16 protein-coding genes and 2 riboswitches are annotated in these 20,450 nt (G+C 47.9%); all 16 genes read right to left on the bottom strand.

The genetic code is table 11. The features are described 5' to 3' along the window. Positions 1 to 9 precede the first annotated feature (9 nt). Complete coding sequence (locus BLT53_RS22725) at positions 10 to 2,649, bottom strand: tetratricopeptide repeat protein (protein ID WP_090239241.1); 2,640 nt, start codon at positions 2,647 to 2,649, stop codon at positions 10 to 12. Positions 2,650 to 2,799: 150 nt separating this feature from the next. Continuing rightward, on the bottom strand, positions 2,800 to 3,000 hold the full coding sequence (locus tag BLT53_RS22720; protein WP_139168458.1) for a hypothetical protein: 201 nt from the start codon (positions 2,998 to 3,000) through the stop codon (positions 2,800 to 2,802). A gap of 126 nt (positions 3,001 to 3,126) precedes the next feature. Further along, positions 3,127 to 3,615: a DUF5381 family protein gene (locus tag BLT53_RS22715; protein ID WP_090239236.1), complete on the bottom strand. Its 489-nt coding sequence runs from the start codon at positions 3,613 to 3,615 to the stop codon at positions 3,127 to 3,129. 27 nt (positions 3,616 to 3,642) lie between these two features. Then, on the bottom strand, positions 3,643 to 4,389 hold the full coding sequence (locus BLT53_RS22710) for a hypothetical protein (RefSeq protein WP_090239234.1): 747 nt from the start codon (positions 4,387 to 4,389) through the stop codon (positions 3,643 to 3,645). A gap of 15 nt (positions 4,390 to 4,404) precedes the next feature. After that, positions 4,405 to 5,445, bottom strand: a complete 1,041-nt coding sequence (locus tag BLT53_RS22705; RefSeq protein ID WP_090239232.1) for a DUF6861 domain-containing protein — start codon at positions 5,443 to 5,445, stop codon at positions 4,405 to 4,407. Between the two features lie 24 nt (positions 5,446 to 5,469). Next, entirely contained in the window at positions 5,470 to 5,739 is a 270-nt protein-coding gene (locus BLT53_RS22700; protein ID WP_090239229.1) for a hypothetical protein, read from the bottom strand. Positions 5,740 to 5,828: 89 nt separating this feature from the next. Beyond that, complete coding sequence (locus BLT53_RS22695) at positions 5,829 to 6,101, bottom strand: WXG100 family type VII secretion target (protein ID WP_061975586.1); 273 nt, start codon at positions 6,099 to 6,101, stop codon at positions 5,829 to 5,831. Between the two features lie 129 nt (positions 6,102 to 6,230). Then, positions 6,231 to 10,259 (bottom strand): type VII secretion protein EssC, encoded by a 4,029-nt coding sequence (essC, locus tag BLT53_RS22690; protein WP_090239227.1) that lies wholly within the window; start codon positions 10,257 to 10,259, stop codon positions 6,231 to 6,233. A gap of 11 nt (positions 10,260 to 10,270) precedes the next feature. Next, on the bottom strand, positions 10,271 to 10,630 hold the full coding sequence (locus BLT53_RS22685; RefSeq protein ID WP_090239224.1) for an EsaB/YukD family protein: 360 nt from the start codon (positions 10,628 to 10,630) through the stop codon (positions 10,271 to 10,273). A gap of 15 nt (positions 10,631 to 10,645) precedes the next feature. Next, positions 10,646 to 11,440, bottom strand: coding sequence for a hypothetical protein (locus tag BLT53_RS22680; protein WP_090239222.1), 795 nt, complete (start codon positions 11,438 to 11,440; stop codon positions 10,646 to 10,648). 26 nt (positions 11,441 to 11,466) lie between these two features. Further along, positions 11,467 to 12,234, bottom strand: coding sequence for a vWA domain-containing protein (locus BLT53_RS22675; RefSeq protein WP_090239219.1), 768 nt, complete (start codon positions 12,232 to 12,234; stop codon positions 11,467 to 11,469). A 201-nt stretch (positions 12,235 to 12,435) separates the two neighbouring features. After that, on the bottom strand, positions 12,436 to 13,734 hold the full coding sequence (locus BLT53_RS22670) for an NCS2 family permease (RefSeq protein ID WP_090239217.1): 1,299 nt from the start codon (positions 13,732 to 13,734) through the stop codon (positions 12,436 to 12,438). 130 nt (positions 13,735 to 13,864) lie between these two features. Beyond that, positions 13,865 to 13,966, bottom strand: a riboswitch (purine riboswitch). A gap of 132 nt (positions 13,967 to 14,098) precedes the next feature. Further along, entirely contained in the window at positions 14,099 to 15,637 is a 1,539-nt protein-coding gene (gene guaA, locus BLT53_RS22665; RefSeq protein ID WP_090239214.1) for a glutamine-hydrolyzing GMP synthase, read from the bottom strand. A 134-nt stretch (positions 15,638 to 15,771) separates the two neighbouring features. Beyond that, positions 15,772 to 15,873: riboswitch (purine riboswitch) on the bottom strand. 41 nt (positions 15,874 to 15,914) lie between these two features. After that, positions 15,915 to 18,101 (bottom strand): transglutaminase TgpA family protein, encoded by a 2,187-nt coding sequence (locus BLT53_RS22660; RefSeq protein WP_090239211.1) that lies wholly within the window; start codon positions 18,099 to 18,101, stop codon positions 15,915 to 15,917. Next, the gene (locus BLT53_RS22655) at positions 18,088 to 19,359 is read right to left on the bottom strand and encodes a DUF58 domain-containing protein (RefSeq protein WP_090239208.1); all 1,272 of its coding nucleotides are present in this window, start codon (positions 19,357 to 19,359) and stop codon (positions 18,088 to 18,090) included. Before BLT53_RS22655 ends, BLT53_RS22660 begins: the two co-directional genes overlap by 14 nt. Further along, on the bottom strand, positions 19,356 to 20,333 hold the full coding sequence (locus BLT53_RS22650) for an AAA family ATPase (RefSeq protein WP_090239205.1): 978 nt from the start codon (positions 20,331 to 20,333) through the stop codon (positions 19,356 to 19,358). Before BLT53_RS22650 ends, BLT53_RS22655 begins: the two co-directional genes overlap by 4 nt. Between the last annotated feature and the right edge of the window lie 117 nt (positions 20,334 to 20,450).

Below are 20,450 nucleotides of genomic sequence, written 5' to 3'. Positions count from 1 at the left end.
TGTCCCTCCCTAGATCAAAACCTTTTTCGATTCCATTTCTTTGATGCGCTGTTTCGCGAGGCTCACATCGGTTGCGTCATCGTTGATTTGAATCACCTTTTTCAGCAGCGGCAATGCTTGTTTGTAGTTTTTTTGTTTTATCTGAAACATTCCGTATACAAAATAGGCGTGGCCGTAAATCGGATTCAGCTTGATGACTTGCTTGTACGTTTTTTCTGCCTTTTTCTTGTCCCCGACTTTTTCGTACAGGATGCCAATATTGAGTGTCGTTGTTTTTTCCTGAATTCCCAGGTCAATCACCTGGTTATACGAGCTCAAGGCTTCTCTATATAAATTTTGGCTTTTCGCCTTTTGCTTTCTATCTTCAGCATATAATCCGTATTCATAGTAGAGCTGGCCGGTCATGTTCAGGTAATCGATATTCGTATAATCATCACGAAGCAGTCCATTCGCCAGCGTAATCGCATTTTCGTACGTTTTTACCTTTGTGGCATCATCCGTTTGGTTCGTCTTATTGTTGGTGATGTAAGCTTCAACAAGCTTCTTGGCGTACTTTTTGTTTCCCGGATCCAAATCCACCGATTGTTCAAAGAAATCTGCGGCCTCCGAGCTCTTCCCCTGTCTGGTGGCGAGATCACCTTTTAGATAGGCCACAAACGCCTTGGACTGATTGTCCTTCCCTTGCAGCTGCTCCACCAGCGCATTCGCTTTTTTCAGCTGGTTAATGGACGCATAGCTGACGACCAGGTCACGGATGGCGTCCTGGTGGTATTTGTTCTTTTTATCCTTGTATGCTCCCTGATAATAAGGAATGGCGGCGTTGTAATCCTTCTCCAAAAAGTAGGCGCGGCCCATCAGATAGTTGGCCTCGGTATTCTTTGAAGACAGTTCCTTCTTGAATTTCAAGTCATTCATGTACTGAATGGCCTGCTGGTTCTGCCCCTGGCTGATATAGATCGTTGCCATTTTCGTGTAAAGATCTTCAGCCGGCTTTTTATCGATCGCCTTTTGGATATACTGTTCGGCCTCACTGTATCTCCGTTCAGAAAACGCTTCGGTTCCCTGCTTTATGTAATCGTTCCATTTCTTCTCCTGAGCTGCTTCGTAAAGATAATATAGTCCGATTCCAAGACAGACGGCGGCAACGGCCCCTGCCATCCATTTCCAATGGCGGAAAAGGAATACTTTTGCATTGAATTTCTGCCGTTCCGTTTTATGCGCTTCAAGAGGCTCAGCAAGTGCTGCAGCTGTTGCCTGTTCCCGTTCTTTGGCAATCAGCTTCAGCTTTTCTGCAGTGGACTGCTGCTCCGCCTCTGCCCTAATCTGATTTTGAATCTCCTCGATAATGATCGACAGCTCTTCTTTGGTTGTAAAGTCAACCGAAGACAGCTGGGTGCATCGCGTATAAAAAATAAGGGCGGTATTCCAGTCCCGGAGTTTTTCAAAATGCTGGGCAGCCTCCAGATAATGCGACGGAACCAGCTCGGGCCGGCGGCTTTCTTCCTCATCACTCAGAAGCATCTGCAGCTCTTCGACGACCGCTTTTTGTTCAGGAAACTGCTGCATGATGTACTGGTACTCACTGTGCGCCGCTTTTTTATTGCCCAGTCCTTCAAACGCTGCGGCGATCTGCAGCAGGGTGTCCAGGCTCATGGAGCTGAGCGGTACGGAAGGTTTTTTCGAAGCCATATATCGTTCATGGCTGTTCATCACAAAGCTTTTCACACTTTCGGGAAAAACCTGGTACCACTGTGAAAATGAGGGACACTCTTGCAAACTCTCACTCTTCCAAGCTTGTTTGAACAGTTCGGCTGACGCTTCGCCCAAGGTCTTTTGAAGAGCACCGTGGAGCTTTTTGTAGCGTTCACTCTCGCTCTGCATCTCATCGGTATCAAAGTAACTGAAGTCATCTGCCTTCAGTCGGCGCACTTCCTCCTCGTGCCATGATGCCATTTCCGCGATCAAAACCGCTCCCGCAAAACGGTCGGCCTCCTTTGACCAGATACCATCCTTCACATAATTGGCGGCATATCCCGGCGATCCTCCCGGCAGGGCTTTGGGCTCGTCCAACTCTGGCGCGTACAGCTCCTCAATATCAATGAGTTCAATATCGGCAAAAATGGGCCGGGCACTTTCCTCAAGAAACGGCAGCATTACATTGCTCGATGACAGGTCACAATGAGCCACCCCTGCCTCCTCCAGCTCTTTTAAAAGAAAAGCCATCATGCAGGCGATACGAAGACAGGTGTCTTTGGACAGTTCCTGCTCATCCATCAAAATATCAGCCCATGTAGGACCATCGATCCATGGCATGATCAAGGCATCGTTCAAGTCGTCATACTGGCCGACCAGCCTTGCATGCTCATCTTCTTCAATGACCGAGCGCAGACAGGCAGACAGCCCGTAGAAGGAAGAATAGTTTTTAAGCTGCTCGGAAAGATGGACCTGATGCTTGTTTTTAAACCGGTCCCTGAACACCTTTAGTGCCGCTTTAGTTCTCGTATTCTCTTCTTTGATCTGGTAAACCGTACCCTGGCGTCCCTCCTGTCCGTAAGGAATATCAATTCCCACAACGGCGGGGTGCTTGGGGAACGTATATCTCCTTCCAAACAGGCGAATGCTTTCGCCAACTTCCGGCTGAAAACTCATAATGCCAAACTCCTATCCCCGAGACCATTAGACTATGTAATTGCCAATGATATACATTCTCTTTTTTCGATAATCGTAAACCATGAATCCAGTGCTTTCTGTATTATTTTACAAAACCCGCGCTCAATAATACACACCCCATTTTATCTCTCAGGCCGTCTTGCTCATGCCGTCAATGGCAAAGCCGAGCAAAAGAAAAAAGAGGAATGAAACGACAATCATGGCAAGCCTTGCGAGCAGTCCATTCCATTTGTATACGAAGGCGGCAATATAATAGGCTGGCCCAAAGAGCAGAATCGCTGCTATCGACACGATGATTGTAAAGTCGTTCTCCACACAGCTTTCAAACATTCGTTTAACGCCCCGGAAGCTGAAGATAAAGAGAATACTATAAATTAGGTTGGCGGTAAGAATGAGTACAAGTATAAATAGTAGGGCAAACATAGCATCACCTGGTTTATATATTTACTGCACCAATCACTGGAACCCCATGGTGCTTTGCCTGGCCGCCCTTTTCTGTTCAATAGGCTCAAGCGTCTGTTCAAGGGCTTCCTTATCCAGCAGTGTCTGATATGTGGGAACGATCACAGAATCCTTCCCGTGCCGTTTAATCGTAAATCCCTGGATAAGATACGTTCGGATGTCTGACGCGTTCAGACCATAACGGATATCCTCCACCTCTTCAAAAGGAATAAACAAATCCTTCACCAGAATTCCCTGTTCATTATAGGAAAGGAAGATCGTTTTTCTTGGCTTGCACATAAAAAACAAAAAAAGAACGGTCATGATGAGGAAAAACAGAAAAGCAATCACGAGGAAAGAAGTCCACAGAAGATGAAAGCCGGGACTTCCCTCTCCCCAGTCACTGAATAGAAAAGCGGCCACAGCCATTGAACACAGGAGAAGGCCAGCAAGCACTTTAATCAGCAGGGATTTTCTCTGATAGGTAACATGAATCCATTCCATTCCCCCAACCTCCTTGAAGCTTGCTCACTATTCGAGAATGCCTTGATGAAAATATTGAATCGTAATAACCGGCTGTTCATCATCATGCGTCATCAGCCAGGTATGATGACGGCCTTTTAAATACAAATAGCTTCTTACGCCTTCGTTTTGCTTCTGTTCATTGAATGAAATCATAAAGATGCTGCCAAGAATCCCTTTTCTTGCTGCCAAATCCTGTGCCAGAGCATTCACCTCGCTGTGACAACCGGAACGCTGTGACAACAAACCTTTTATCTCACCCGCACCTTCACTGCGGGCATACTCGAGGATCCGGTCAAATTCTGCTTCGGGAAGAGGCAGTTCGAACAAAGGATTTTCTGTCGGACGATAGGCAACAAAATCGAGAAGCTCACTCCGCCAGTCAGACACAGCCTGAAGCTGGTGGGCGATGCCTCCGAATTTGGTAATATGCTCTAAGGTTTGTTCCCCATTAAAATAAAACGCCTGAACCGTCTCCTGGTCGTTTTCTATCCAGCTCGTTCTGATGATGCGTTTGCTTTCCGACATTTGGTTCAGCAGCTCTTCATAGGTTGTGTTTAGCTCTCCCTGATTGGGCCCGGTAAGACGGATGAGGTTTTTGGAAAGGAGCCCGTTAGCCGCAGCATCCAGGCGGATGGAAAAAAGCTCCTCCTGCTCCTCGCTGTACAACTGGTCACGAAGCTGTTTGGCTTCGTCCATTTTTTCAGACATGATAAATGAAAAAATCAATTCCTCAGCAGATAGTTGATAGACCATGTTTCCTCTCCCTTATCAGAGCCAGCCAAAGACTTTGTCCTTGATGCCTTCCTTAATGGTATTGAACGTCTCTCTCGTTTTTACGGCAACCTTGCCGGCAAAATCTGACGTGTATTTGGCAGCCCAGCCGCCAACCGCATCACCGACGGCAGCCCCGATAAATCCTCCCGCGACTGTACCGATCGGCCCGAGCAGAGAACCTGCCGCTGCCCCTATATAGGCTCCGGCCAGGGCACCGCCTGTCCGCATCGCTACACGGTTCGTTGCTTCTCCCACTGTTCTCGCATTCTCAACGTGAAGCTTCTCACCAGAGTACTTCTTTTCATTTTCGGCAAACGCTGCTTTTGTGGAAGAGATTTCGCTCATCGTCGTCCCTACTAGCGTGACGACCGCATTTCCTTTGGCAAACTTGGAAAAGAACGTGCCTTTCTTGATCACCATATCAGCGCCTGTGCTTTTGAACGTCTTTTTCTTCAACAGTTCAGGCAATGACCGTGCCTGGCTTTTTATGACTTTTGCTTTGATTTTATTCGGAAATCCGCCTTTTACCGTCAGTGTCTTGGCGTTCAGGCGCTGGGCCTTCATCGTGCGGTTATACTTCTGAATACGCTCCCTCAGCCATCCAGGTCCAATTTTCCCTTTGAGAAACTGGCTGACTTTACGATTGTATTTAAAAATATAATGATTCCCTTTTTTGGATGTCGTGATCTGCAGCAGCTTACTGTAGTGAGCTCCAGAAGCAATCCCCAGATTCATGAACAGGTCCTTGTAATTGATGGAGAACGCATATTTATCCGCATTCTCCACATCCCGTGCCTCATCCTCCAGCTCTTCCTGAAGATGAGATAATGAGGATATTACCTGCTCGACCTGGGTTTTTGCGTATTGATACGTATCAAGGAATGAATAATCGGTCAGCCGTGCGCCCGATGAATGAATTAAGGACATAGCCCCGGATACGGACCCGGCTGAGTTGGAAATCGCTTGATTCGCTGTATTTTTCTCATTCTCAATCTTTTTCGAAAACTCCCGTAAACGATCGGGATTTACAAGCATCGCCGCTCCTCCTCTCACTCTCTTCTATTTATCCGGTTCTGGAATCACTTTTCCCGGAATGCTGTTTACCTGATTGGCCAACTCCCCGAGCAGGCTCGCCGCATTGCTGATTTTCACCTTGCTTTCTTCAAGGCTTTGAATAAATTTTTGCTTTCTCTTGCTGTCCCATTCATTGCTAGTACCTTGCAGATATTGGTTCAAGTTATGAGAAATCCTGGCTATCCGCTCGCTGTCTTCTCGTATGGATTGTGCCAACCGGTTGATGGCATATGCATCAATATGTGGTTTGGTCATGTTTATCCTCCCATGTCTAGGAAACTCCCAAAACAAAAGACCAGCCAAAGGAATTGACTAGTCTTTCTGGTTTGCTTTCAACAGATTCCTTATTGTGCGTCGACTGTACGGAAACGAGTTGCGATTTGGCGAAGCTCTTGGTCGATGTTGTCAAGTAACTGTACATAAGCCTCCATATGGCGGCGGGATTGTTCGAATTGGTCGAAGAAGCGTTTTTTCGTTGCTCCATCCCATTTACCTTCAAGTGATTGAAGTGCCTGGTAAAGCTGTTGTGTTTGCTGGCGGCTGTTGTCGGATCCGCTTCTGAATTTTTGTGCGATAGCTTCTAGTTCTTCTGGTGTGACGAGAATTCTTACTGACATTCATTTCATCTCCCTTTTTTCCATTATGAGGCAAATATACAATACATTTACCCAGTTAGAAATATCTGAAACTCTTTTCCGTTCTTTTTTCCTATGCAATTTGGTACACATGTACCTGCTTGACCGCTCTTACATTTCTAAAACTTGGTTATTATCACGGACTATAGACTCCCATTGGCGCTGTTCTTCCACAGTAATATACGGAAGGGCCGCCTTAATCCTTGTATGCTTTCCTTTAATAATAAATCCGTCGCCTGCAGGAAGCTCCTTATCCGTCTCCGCATGCGGAAGGCGCATGTTAAAGAAATACAGATCGTTGCTTAAGGTGGAGCCCAACAGGAAGCCAGCGAACTTTTTCTTGATGTTCATAAACCATGCATCATGCATATAGCTGTTCATGCCCGTAAGTGAACCGGCCATTATAAAGTGAATGTTCTTCTGACGTGCTTCCCTTGTCAGCTTTTCCAGATGATCCTTGATTTCAAAATCCATGTTCATCTGCTGCATGAAGTTCTCTGCGTCATCGATCACAATTACGACCGGAGAGTAGACATTTTCCTCCTGCCCGCTTCCCCATCCGAAGGAAAGACTGCGGGCCTTGCGCTCGTCCATTTTTGCGGCGATTTCATTAAACAGCTCCTTTGCCTGCATGAAATCAGTGGCATATCCCTTGACATGCGGAAAGCCGGCCATGCTCATGATCCCCTTGGACTGCGGCTCCATTTCGATCAAATAGAGATCAATTTGGTCCGGCCGGTACTGGAACATCATGGACAAGGAGAGAGACTGAAGCAGCGATGTTTTGCCCGATTCCACACGGCCCGTCACAAAGACATGGTCCGCGTCATCCAGATCCAGTGACTGAATATCGAGATCTTCCACATCAATACCATACGGCAAAAGCTTTGTATCGGCTGGCGGAAACTCATCGAGCAGCTGGTTGAGCGAAACTTCGCCCGGCAGCAGCTGGATCGGCTTGGCCCGTTCATTCTTCGCTTCCTCCATCATTTTTCCTGACAATTCGCGGATAAAGGACACCTTCTCAAGCTCGCTTCCGCCCTTGTAAGGAAGCATCGCCTGGAAAATGTGCGGCGGGTTATGGCCCTTTACAAAGCCCCGGCCCTCAGGCAGGTTGACCGCTTCAAAATTCGGCCGTCCGACCGCATAGTAATAATCGGTCGGATCCGCAAGCTCAAACGCCACCATGGACGTAAAATTGCTTCGGTATCGCTCGTACATGTCATTGGTCTGGTTCGCCGTCACAAACACAAGTAAACCGTATGTGGCCCCTTCCCGAAGGATGGTTTCGAGCCTTTCATTTTCAAACTCAAACGTAGACCGGAACCGGTGATAGCCATCAATGCAGAGCAATAGCACCGGCAGTGATTTTTTCGTGATGCTGCGGTACGTTTCCAGGGAACTTACCCCTTCATTGGAAAAAAGCTCTTTGCGCGCTTGCAGTTCCTTCAGGAAATAACGGAACAGGCGCTGCATTTTTTCGCTATCTTCTTCATGTACAACACCGCCCACCTGCGGGAAACGGGAAAAGTCCTTCATCTGCCGGCTGAAGTCAATAATATAGGTATACAGATCACGCGGACCGTGATGATGGAACAGCGACAGCAGCACAGACTGCAGGAACGTTGTTTTCCCTGTTCCCGGCATGCCAAATGCCATCAGATGCCCTTCCTTCAAATCAATGTGAAGCGGATATTGATCCTGGTTTTCGACGTCATCAATGATTCCGGCGACCGGCTCCATCCATTTTCCCTCTTCATTCCATCTGTCTGACGTCCAGTGATCCGTATCCACCAGGCGGGTGATCAGCAGACTTTCTGGCAGCGGCTGCAGCCATGGTCCCGGAAGAGGCCGAACCCCGTTCTTTTCCGCTTCTTCCTTCATATAGCGGATGAGCACCTGTATTTGTTTTTCCGCAGTTTTACTGTCGGTATTAATTTTCTTCTGCACCTCATCCGTCCCATCCAGCTTCACTTCGGAAATAGCGATGGTATTGTTTTCTTCATCACTTTCCGGATAATAGCCGGCTCCGCTCCAGGCGGACTGGAAGTATTCGAGTACTTCATTATTGCCGACCTGAAAATAGGCACGTCCCGGTACGTTGATGCTAGATGCATTCGGAATCTTGATCATTTCTCGGCTGTCATTGTCATCCTGCACGCGCAGACAGATACGAAACCTCGAGTTACTCCATATTTTATCGTCAACCACACCGGCTGGCTTTTGGGTGGCCAGCAGAAGATGGACCCCAAGCGTACGTCCGATTGCAGCAATGGAAATGAGCTCGTCCATGAACTCCGGCTGGTCTTTTTTCAGCTGGGCAAATTCATCAATAATAATAAACAAATGCGGCAGCGGTTCTTTCGTCTTCCACTCCGACTTGAAGTATTCATCAATATGCTGGATGTTGCCCGCACGGTTAAACAGCTTCTGCCGCCGTTCAAGCTCAGCACGAAGCGATATTTTGGCCCGGTTGATCAGGTTCGGATCCTCGAGGTTCGTGATCGTGGCCACTACATGCGGAAGCTCTTGGAACGTGTTGGACATTCCGCCGCCTTTATAGTCGATCAGCATGAACGCCATGTCATGCGGATGGTAAGTGGCCGCAAGCGAAAGAATCATCGACTGGATGACCTCACTCTTTCCGGATCCGGTCGTACCCGCCATCAATCCGTGGGGTCCATGCCCCTTCATTTCAATCTTGTCGTGTATGTTCAAATAAACCGGCTTACGCCCTTCTCTTACACCGATCGGAACCGGCAGCGTGTCCGGATAGCGGTTTTCGTTCCATTTGTTTATGACTTCAAGCTCTTCCACCTTTTTGACCCCGTACATGTCCAGGAAGGAAAGCACTTTTGGAATCACACCGGCTGAAGACTGCTTCACCCTGAGCGGGGCAATCATTCGTGACATATTCTGTGCTTCAATAAGGGAGAAATGATCAATGGCTATTTTTTCGGAACCAGTAAAATAAACAACTTCATCCTCATCATTGGAGAACGTCTCGTAGAGCTGAGCCACACCGTCCCGCACTTCCACAATGAGCTCGCACTCCATCGGAAGCGCTTCCTTTGCCGGCGCCAGCAGCACGGCAGACGCACCGATTGCATCCCCTTGCTTTAAAATGAGCGGCAGGAGGGAATCATCCTCCAGCAGCGCCAAGCTTGGCAAAAAGAACACATATTCCGGCACGTGGATCACGTCATTGCTGTCTTTCCCCTCCTGCTCAAGCCTGCGGATATTGAGCTTACTGTAAAGCCGCTCAAACAGCTTCTGGGTCATGAGCTTTCCTTCTGCCACATAGCGGCGCTCGCGGTCTTCATCCCACACGTGCGGAAGCCACTTCATCCAGTCCCACTGCCCGCTCTCGTTTTCCATATAAGCGGTCACGAGCTTCACCTCTTCCGGAGACTGGTGGGTAACAAGCTGAAGGGCCAGCACACGGGCCATTTCAAGGATATCTCCGCGGTCCCCAACCAAGCCGACCACGCGCTTTTCCTGCAGCGGAATGGATACCGGAACATTCTGCAGCTCCCGGTATTCGGCCTGCAGCTTTTGCGCCTCCGCAATCAGCGGGTTCACGTCATACCCATCCTGCGCCGGTACCTCAATCTCCATCTGAAACGGACGGGAACCCAGGCCGAGCCTCAAATCCATAAAGTCTTCAGAGTTATACGCCCGTTCCCAGAGCGAGCTTTTGCGGTCGGCAATCCTGCGCACACAATCTTGAGGGTTCGGATCTTTGTCCCGCAAAAACTGAGACTGCCTGTTTTTTAAATCTTCAATTTCGGCATGATGCTTTTTGATCTGCTCGTAATATTCGTTGTGCAACTGCTCTACTTCGAGCCGGTACGTCTTCTTTTTCTTGAAAAAAATTACAATCGTCGCAATATATGAGCCCAGCATTGGAATGCTCATCGCCATCATAAAAATGGCATAGCTCGCGCTGTTGTACATCGTTTTTGAGATGTAGTACATGATCCCGACCGTTGCGAGGGTCAGAAAGATCGGTATGATCATTGATTCGAACGAAAACTTCGGTTCACTCGGTTCCGCTTTTGGGCGGTGGACGATCATTCTTCCTGACGGCATTGCCAGCTTAAGCCGCGGTGCCCGTTTAAAATACGGCGATTTTCTCATCCCGTCCACTCCTATTCAATAATTTTCCAGGCGTAGCCGCTTTCAGCCTGAACCTGGGCCTGATCCTCTTCTGTATGTCCATCGGCAACAAAGTCATCTTCTTTTGGCAGAGACGACTGCCCTTCCCGGCAAAATCGCATAAATGTTCCATCCCAGATGCCTGCCTCGCTCAGCGATTTCTTTTTCTCCAGTCTGAACCAGTTCTTCTGGTTAAAGGAATATTCCAGGTCATAGGGCTCCTCTCCCCAGCCCCGCTCAAACCCGAGCCATTCATGAAGCGCCTCGGCGATTTTTTTACTTTCCAGATGATTGGGCAGGCGCAAATCCCGCTCCTGATCATTATGTATAAATGTCAAAATAATATCTTCCATACTGCTTCTTCCTCCCTACCAGGCGATATCCAAAAAGGAAAGATCATCACTTAATGGGGATTGCAGCGATTTTTTCACAAGAATCTGCAGCTGATCCGTCGAAGGCAATGTCTTTAAACCATCGATCGCTGCAAATCCATCCGAATAAACCGCAATCCGCCGTGTGTCTTTGAGCATGCCTCCCGTTGCGATTTGAATCTCCCCGCCAATGATGCCGTCTTTAGTGGACCAGCGCTTTTTCGTGTCCGAAGTGATATGTGGATTTGAAATCTCTTCAGTATGACCCCAGAGCCTGAGCCGCAAATCTCCGGATGAAGCGAGAAAAACATGAGCCTCATGCGTGATGTCATCGGCCATGTCGATCCGTCCGCACAAAAACATCGTCTCACTGCCATTCGTTCGTTTCTCCTCCAGAACTTCCCTCAGGATAGGAGGCATCGAACCCGGCAGCCGGTGCCTTCGGATCGCCTCTGTCCCTTTGGCCGTCAGCTGACCGAGGTGTTCTGTCAGCTTTTCTTTGATAATAATCTCGTCCTTTAACTCTTCAGGTGTCCGGCTCCCCAGCCATTGAAGGAGCTCTTCGGATAAAAAACGGGCAGCCAAATCTCCGCAAAACGACAGGCTGACCCCGTCGCATACAGCAAACACAAGGCTTCTTTCCTTTACTTCAAATGCGAGAAAATCCTGTCCGAAATCGTCTGCTTCCTGAGTCTCGTTTGCCCGCGCATAGCCGTATCGAATCGAAAAGGGATCCCGGTACACCGAGGATACCGGTGTTTCTTTCTTTTGGTCACTGTAGAACGTGTACATGAATTCACCTCAAACCGGTTGGATTTTTATCGTACAGGTGTAGCGGCAGACATTTGAAAGCCAAGCGAAACCAGGTCGGCATTCGTGCCTGGCAGCATCATCAGCGCTCCCGGTTCAATTTTATATCCGGTTTCAATCATCATTTCACGGTAGCTTTCCGGGAGAGGGCTCGACAGACGCTTCAGCTTGTTGCCATAGTCTTCCTCCAGCACGGTTTCATACATGATGCCGGGCCATTTTTTCGAATTCTCAATAGGCTTGGACAAAATTTCATCCGAGATAAAAATGTTTTCGACGAGCACTTTGCCGTCCGGCACGGAAAGATTCATAATCCGCTGCACAATCGGCTCTGGATCCTCCCCTGTATAAGCACCGTCTGTCATGTGGCAAATTAAAGGTGTCGGACAATCCTTCATCTTGTCCAGTTCCTGAAGCAGAATTTTTTCAGCAGCTGAAAACGCCTTGGCCGTATTCGTCAGACGCTGAGTCTGAACGTTATCGAGCGGCTTCATACGGGCGAGCTCATCTATGCTCTTGATGCCGCCGAGCACATCAAAAACGTTGTCGCTGTATGCCAGGATCGAAACCTTATAGCGCGGGCTCAGCCGGCTTCCTTTTGTTGACCGGAACACCATCTGCCGGATGGCTGAATTCAGTGCACTCGTCACCACATCGATGCGTCTTTTTTCCTGGCCGTTCCCCGCATCCATCAACTGGTTCATCGAGGCACTGATGTCGAGCAAGTACATAATATAGGCGGGTGTTTGTTGCGTTGCTTGAAGGCGATAATCCATTTATTTTCCGTCCCCTAGTTTAATAGTTTTAGTTAGTTCCTACTCTATATTGTAAGAAAAAAAACTGGAAAAGTGTAGGTCAGATGAGCAATCCAGCTTACTATGTGACTATTTCCCTATTTCCTGTTTTTTAATACAGTGTTTTCCAGTCATAAAAAAATCCCGGACAGTACTTCCTGTCCGGGATTTTTCTCCGTCTTCCTACTCCACCAAGAAGGCAAAGTAACAAACGAAGATGACAAATAATACATACATAATCGGGTGAATTTCTTTGGCGCGGCCTTTTACAAGCATCGTTACCGGGTACATGACGAACCCGAGCGCGATTCCTGTGGCAATTGAATAGGTGAGCGGCATCGCAATGATCGTCAAGAATGCGGGTACAGCAATCTCAAGCTTTTCCCATTCAATCTTGCCAAGCACACCAACCATGAGCACACCGACCACAATCAAAGCCGGAGCGGTTACCGCTGGCGTGACTACTACCAACAGCGGTGAGAAAAACAACGCTAATAACAGGAACAAACCCGTTACAACCGAAGTAAAACCTGTCCGTCCGCCTGCTGCAACGCCAGAAGCTGACTCGATGTAAGCAGTGGTGGATGATGTACCAAGGGTTGCACCAACCACAATTGCAGAGGAATCCGCCAACAACGCACGTCCGGCACGCGGAAGCTTGTTGTCTTTCATGATTCCGGCCTGGCTCGCTACTGCCATGATCGTTCCAGCTGTATCAAAGAAATCAACGAAGAAGAACGTTAATACAACGACAATGATATGCGGCGTAAAGACTTTATCGAAGTTCGTGAATGCTTCGCCAAAGGTTGGCGCAAGACTTGGAACAGAACCTACAATTTTGGAAGGTGCATCGATCAGTCCGAAGATCATCCCCACAACAGCGGTGATCACCATTCCGTAGAAAATTCCGCCGCGCACACCGCGCACTACCATCAAAATGGTTACGATGAATCCGAAAATCGCAAGAAGTGTATCCGGCTTCGTCAAGTGGCCAAGCCCTACGAATGTTGCTTCATTGGATACGACAATCCCTGCACTCTTTAAACCGATAAAGGCAATGAACAAACCGATTCCGCACGCGGTAGCGTATTTCAGTTCAACCGGAATCGCGTTAATGATTGTTTCACGAATTTTAAAAATGGTAATCGCAATAAAAATAAGTCCGGATAACAAAACACCAGAAAGAGCGGTCTGCCAAGGAATCCCCATGCCAAGCACGACGGAAAACGTAAAGAACGCGTTCAGTCCCATTCCGGGTGCCAGTGCAATCGGATACTTGGCCACAAGTCCCATAAATAACGTTCCATATGCCGCAGCCAGCGCTGTTGCTGTAAACACGGCGCCCTTGTCCATTCCTGTTTCACCCAATACAGACGGGTTGATAAAAAGGATATACGCCATGGACAGGAAGGTTGTCAGTCCTGCGATAAATTCTTTGCGGTACGTGGTACCGTGTTTGTCGAAGTTGAAGTAGTTCTTCATGTAAATCCCCCTGATTTCACTAGAATGAAAAAACAAAAAAGCTCAAGGCGTTTGTTTCTGCCTTGAGCTAACATACAAAGGGAATGGAAGAAGATATGACAAACCTGCTGCAGCTGCTGCAAATCTGATATATAATTCCATGTACCTTCGTAGTCAGGCCATTTACGGCAGCCTGGTAGAAACTTTTGGGCCATATTCCCAAATTTATACGAATGACTTAAGCATCACGGTTAAAAGCGGTCAATAGCTTCGATCCTGTGACTTTTATACTGTTTACATGGAAATTATACAAATTGCTACACGTTTCGTCAATCTATTTCCGAATATTTTTCTGGTAAGATTATCTAACGTTCGTATTTTGCTGTTATTCCCACTCGATCGTTGCCGGTGGCTTGGACGTAATGTCATACACCACGCGGTTGATGTGGTCTACTTCGTTTACAATGCGTGTGGAAATCTTCTCGAGCACTTCATACGGAATACGCGCCCAGTCAGACGTCATTCCATCAATAGATGTTACAGCTCGAATACCGATCGTGTAATCGTACGTTCTCATGTCTCCCATAACGCCTACGCTGCGAATGTCCGGAAGAACGGTAAAGTACTGCCATACATCACGCTCAAGGCCAGCTTTGGCGATCTCGTCACGCAAAATAAAGTCGGACTCGCGCACGATTTCAAGCTTCTCATCCGTAATCTCACCAAGAACACGGATACCAAGACCAGGTCCAGGGAAGGGCTGGCGCCAAACAATGGCATCAGGAATTCCAAGCTCTGTACCCACTTTTCGGACTTCATCTTTAAAGAGGGTATTCAATGGTTCGATCAATGTAAATTGCATATCTTCCGGAAGCCCGCCAACGTTGTGGTGAGACTTGATCGTTTGTGCCGTAGCCGTTCCGCTTTCCACGATATCGGTGTACAGTGTGCCTTGGGCAAGATAGTCCACACCTTTAAGTTTGCTTGCTTCTTCATCAAATACATAAATGAATTCATTACCAATGATTTTACGTTTTTTCTCAGGGTCGGAAACACCTTTCAGCTTGCCTAGGAAACGGTCCTTGGCATCAACCTTGATGACGTTCATGTGGAAACCTTCACTGAACGTTTTCATAACACTATCCGCTTCCCCTTTTCGAAGGAGGCCGTGGTCCACAAAAATACACGTCAGCTGGTCACCGATTGCTTTATGAATCAACACCGCAACAACGGAAGAATCCACTCCGCCGGAAAGCGCACAAAGAACACGCTTGTCACCAACAATATCGCGTATCTTTTGAAGCTCGTCCTCAATCCAGTTTTCCATCGTCCAGTTGCCTTCGCATTCACAGATCGAGAAAATGAAGTTACGAAGCAGTTCGTTGCCATATTCGCTGTGGCGCACTTCCGGGTGGAACTGCACCCCATACAGATGGCGGGAAACATCGCTCATTCCGGCAACCGGGCAGGATATGCTTGTTACATCGGTAACGAACCCCTGCGGTGGCGCAAGAACAAGGTCACTGTGGCTCATCCACACGACTTGCTGTTCCGGAAGATCCTGATACAGCTTGGACTGGTTAACAATCGTAATTTCTGCTTTTCCGTACTCACGGTGATTGGCGCGTTCAACTTTTCCGCCAAAGTGGTGGCTCATCAGCTGCATACCGTAGCAAATTCCGAGAACCGGAATTCCCAGGTCAAAAATGGCTTCATCCGCGGACGGCGAGTTTTCTGCATAAACGCTGTTCGGCCCGCCGGAGAAAATGATTCCCTTCGGATTCAGCTTTTTGATTTCCTCTGCAGTGGTTGTGTGCGGAAGCAGTTCGCTGTATACGCCAAGATCACGAATACGTCTTGCGATCAGCTGATTGTATTGGCCCCCAAAATCTAAAACGACAATCATCTCATTGGCTAAATTCATTCTGTCACCCCATCTATTGATCTTTCCGTAGTATTTGCATTATTTACCCCTGCATATCCTTTTGCCTATAAAAAAACCGGAATCCCGACTCTGTTTTTTCAGCAAAAAAAACAAAGGCAGAATTCCGGCTTATACATCAAGAACCCTGCCTTCATAGTCAGGCCATTTACGGCAGCCCGGTAGAGACTCTCGATCCTTATTATCGAGGATATACGAAGGTAAATCATATATACGGCATAATATCTTAAGCACATTCTAACAATGGCTTGTCAGGCGGTCAACCCCGCAGCCTTTTAATTAAATTTTCCCACAATTTGCGGTTCGTATCGTTCCAGTAATCCGTGCTGTCCCGCCTTCCGTATTGCAGCGATTCATACGCAGATGTCAGGACTTTCATATCCTTCGTATCAAGGGAACGGTCAACATAGGCGGCATATTCCCTTAACGTGAAAGCCGGGTCGCGCTTTAAACCGTACAGCTGAGTCAGATAAAGAAGACGGTGATACGCTTCTGCAAAGGTTCCCGTCCCTCTTTGCCGGCGGAACTTCCAGATGTAATACTGGCGCAGCCATTTTTTACGGAATAAAGCAACGATTGGCACAGCGGCCAACACAAGGAACAGTGCCACAAAACCGGCAATGTTCACGCCGGCGTCGCTTTTCTTTGCCGCTTTATCCAATCCCTGTTCTTTTTGTTTCGGTTTAATCTCGTTCTTTTTCTTATCTTTTGGAACAGCAGGAGCAGCAGGAGCGGCAGCGCTCTGAATTTCCTCTTCAAATGAACTCGGGTTGGAAAAACCACGGGTCGGTTCAAACGGCACCCAGCCTACTCCTGAAAAATATACTTCCGGCCACGAGTGGGCATTGGCATTGGTGATTTTGTAGGTTTTGTATTCTTTATTCGTTTCCTGGTAATCACCATACGTAAATCCTTTTACCCAGCGGGCCGGTATGCCTACTGACCGCAGCATGACCACCATGGCAGAAGAAAAGTTATCACAGTAGCCTTTTTGTGCCTTGAACAAAAATTGGTCCACGTAATCCTCATCTCTTTTTGGTGCCCGCACGTTTACCGTATCGTAACCATAGTTGTTGAGAGCAAAATAATTTTCGACAGCCTTTGCCTTATCGTACGGATTATCCAACTTCCCGGTCACCTTCGCGGCAAGCTGCTTCACACGTTTTGGCAGTTCGGCCGGCAGCTGCAGATAAAGGCCGGAAACATACCTCGGGTAATCTCCCCCGCTTTCCCGCAGCTTCTTTTCATCATACTGCGGCAGTTCATAATCCATCTGGTAGCTTTTGAGCTCGGTCGAGCGGTTCTGGCTGAACGTATTGATTTTTCCAGTTTGGGGATGCATCAGAAAATTCACATCGTCTCTGGCACGAAGCGAAGTAATCACGCCGGGGGACACGATAAACGGATATCGTTTGGTCATCTTAATGGAGGCTTTTTGCTTTTCCATTTCGGCTCCGCCCGGTTCAATCAGGTTAGAGCCCAGTGCGTTGTACTCCACATGATCCCGGTTCAGGAACAACGGTTCATCCCGTTCGGAGCTCTCCCATCCTTTTCCGGTATACGTATCCTTCGTTTCCACCCGCCAGTAATGCCGCTCTTTCACTTTGGCCGTAAACACTTCATCATAATTAAACTTGAACGGACCGCCCAGCCGGCTGTCATTGGTGCCGTAGCCGATACGCCCAAACGAGTTGCCATCTCCCGGAATTTCCTCATCCGAGTTGTTCAATGCAGAAAGAAATGGTACAGGATCCGGCCATTGCGGAGACGCTTTTGGAGCGAGCAGCCCCAATGTGGACGACAGGGCGATAACCACTGACAGCGGCACCATCCACATTACAGGAAAGCGGCCTTTCATCAGGGAAAATCCTTCTTTCTCTACAATCTTCGTGATCCGGAGAATTCCCACGAGAATAAGCCCTATAAATACTGTACGGACAATCGCGACCTTGGCATCATACGGAGTGAACGTGTCTAGAACCGTAATATAGAGTACGGTCATGAACAAAAACAGAAAAATGCGCTTTGTCTGCGTGAGCCAGTAATTCATAAGATAGCTAACCAGCCAAAGCAAAATGAGGAACAGCAGTGACCGGGTGACCGAGGATAATTCAGTCCAGCTCCGGCTCCAGATCATTCCCATGTTGGCTTGGATATCTCCCAGCAGATGTGGAACCCATTGAAAGGAAAGAAACAGATCAGGATAGTAGAGGGAGTGAAGGGCATACAAAAGGGCAACGAATTTGATGGGAAACGAGATCCACAACCGCAATTGAAAATAGGTGATCAAAAACAAAAACGCCGTAAACACCACAAAAACGTGAGTGTCTTCAGTTGATGAAATCTGGTTTAGCGGCCGGAGCCACTCCCACAAAAGCATGAAACCCAGAAAATAAAGCACAAGAGAATAAAGCGCCGACGGCCGTTTTTCCTTAAATGCTTGCACGATTTGCACCTGCCTTTAACGCCTCATTGAAATGTGGCCCATAAATGGCTGTGGTCGGAATTAACCCATTGTTTAAACGGTGAATATAGGACAATTCCTGCGGATGAAGTCTGTCATTCGGTGACATGTAAAAGAAAATCATATTTGCCTGTCGGGCCGAAACCACTTCCAGGGTCTTCATCATCACATCATCCAGCAGCGGGGATATGACCACAACCGTGCGGCTCTCCAGCCGGCCTTCTGTGAATTCACGCCTGAGCCATTCGTAAAAAGGCTCCTGAAGACGGGGCTGGACCCCTGCCAGCTCATGAAAAATCCGCCATTCATGGTCGGTACCGGTATTCATCGGCACCCGCTGCCTGCTGCCGCTGCTGTGAAGGCCGAGTGAAGCTCCATTTTGCACCGAATAATGGGTGATGGAGGCAGCAAACGAAACGGCCTTTTCAAAAAGCAGGTCGTTATTTTTATAGCTGAGCGCGGACTGGTCGAGAACGATGACATAATCGTTGTTGCGCTGGTGTTCGAACACCTTTGTGACCAATTTATTGGAGCGTGCGCTTGCCTTCCAATGCAGCCAGGACAGGCGGTCACCCTGCACATAATCCCTGACGCTCACGCTTGACGTATAATCGGTCATTGAATTTCTTCCTGACTTTTGAACGCCGTTTTGGAGGTGTTTATCCATCTCCAGATGCTCAATTTCCTGATAACGGGGATAGATAAAAACCCGGTCGCTAAGATGGACCTTTATTTCCTTTTGAACAAAACCAAATACATCCCCGGTCCGAAGCGAAACGCTGTTCAGCTCATAAATGCCCCGTGGTACCGGCTTAATTCGGTATAGATATACCAGCCTCTTCTTAAACAACGGAAAAAACAGCACGCGGGAATGAATCTGGTCCTCCTCCCCGTCATGCAGAGCTTCATTATATAAAGGAGCGGGAATTTCATCATGAATGATCAGATAGAACAACGGAAATGGCGTCTTGCGTTTCAGTTCAATCGTTACCACCAGTTCCTCTCCCGCCATCATAAGCTCCTTGTTCAGCGTCCGGGTGATTTCAATTTTATGAAGCGGATAGAATACCATGGTGATGGTATACGCCACAAACGGAAGCATGCTGTAAAACAGAAACCAGCTTACAAATCCTCCCTGGAACATGGCGTATGAAAAAAGCATTCCAAGCAGGACCATGATGCCGGTCAGGCCAAGTGGAGTTTTGTACTTGCTGCCCAGTTTCCATGTTAACCGTTTCATCTGGCATGCTGGTCTTTCTGAATCGGTACAGGGACACGATTTAAGAGTTCCATAACGACAGACTGTGCTGACTCCCCTTCAAACCTCGCTTCCGGTTTTAAAAGAATCCGGTGGGTCAGTACGTACGGTGCGAGATATTTCACATCGTCCGGCACCACAAAATCGCGGTCCATAATAAACGCCAGCGCCTGGGAAGCCTTCATGAGGGCAAGCGATCCGCGCGGGCTTGCTCCGAGGTAAATGGAGCGGTGGTTCCGTGTACGATTGACCAGATCAATAATGTATTTTTTAACGGTGTCGTCCACATAGACTTCCGTTACTTTTTGTTTCATCTCCTGCAGCTGCCCGGAGGTAACAACGGGCTTCAGGTTATCAATGGGATGGTGATGAATCATCAGGTTGAGTATGGACATTTCTTCGTCTGGAGTGGGATAGCCCATGTTGAGCTTCAGGAGAAAACGGTCCAATTGGGCTTCAGGAAGCGGATAGGTTCCTTCATATTCAATCGGGTTCTGAGTAGCCATCACAAAGAAAGGGTTGGGAAGGATATGAGTGTGGCCATCGATCGTTACGCTTTTCTCTTCCATGGACTCAAGCAGAGCGGACTGTGTCTTTGGTGAGGTACGGTTGATTTCATCGGCCAGAACAACATTGCCCATCAACGGGCCGGGCCGGAATTCAAAATTCATTTCTTTCTGATTAAAGATGGAAACACCAGTAATATCAGAAGGCAACAGATCCGGGGTAAACTGAATCCGGTTAAACTGCAGTCCAAGGGATTTCGCAATTGCACGCACCATCATCGTCTTACCAACACCCGGTACGTCTTCGAGCAGCACATGCCCGCCGGCAAGAAGGGCAACAAGGCTCAACTCAGAAATCTGCTTCTTTCCAACAATTACGTGCTCTATATTCTTAATTACCGCATCAAGTTCAGAACGATAACTGTCATACCTGGCTTTGTTTACACTCATTAGAATCCCCCTTCATAATCGCCTACTCGCGGCATACCATACTTTGGATATTCCCGTACTTTCAGCCTTATAACCCTCATCCCCAAATTCTGTCTAGTCGATAGTACCTATATTATT

The organism is Fictibacillus solisalsi, from assembly GCF_900103485.1.
Lineage (GTDB): Bacteria > Bacillota > Bacilli > Bacillales > Fictibacillaceae > Fictibacillus_C > Fictibacillus_C solisalsi.
The sequence above is the reverse complement of the archived record's forward strand: the minus strand, read 5'-3'. Positions and strand labels throughout refer to the sequence as shown.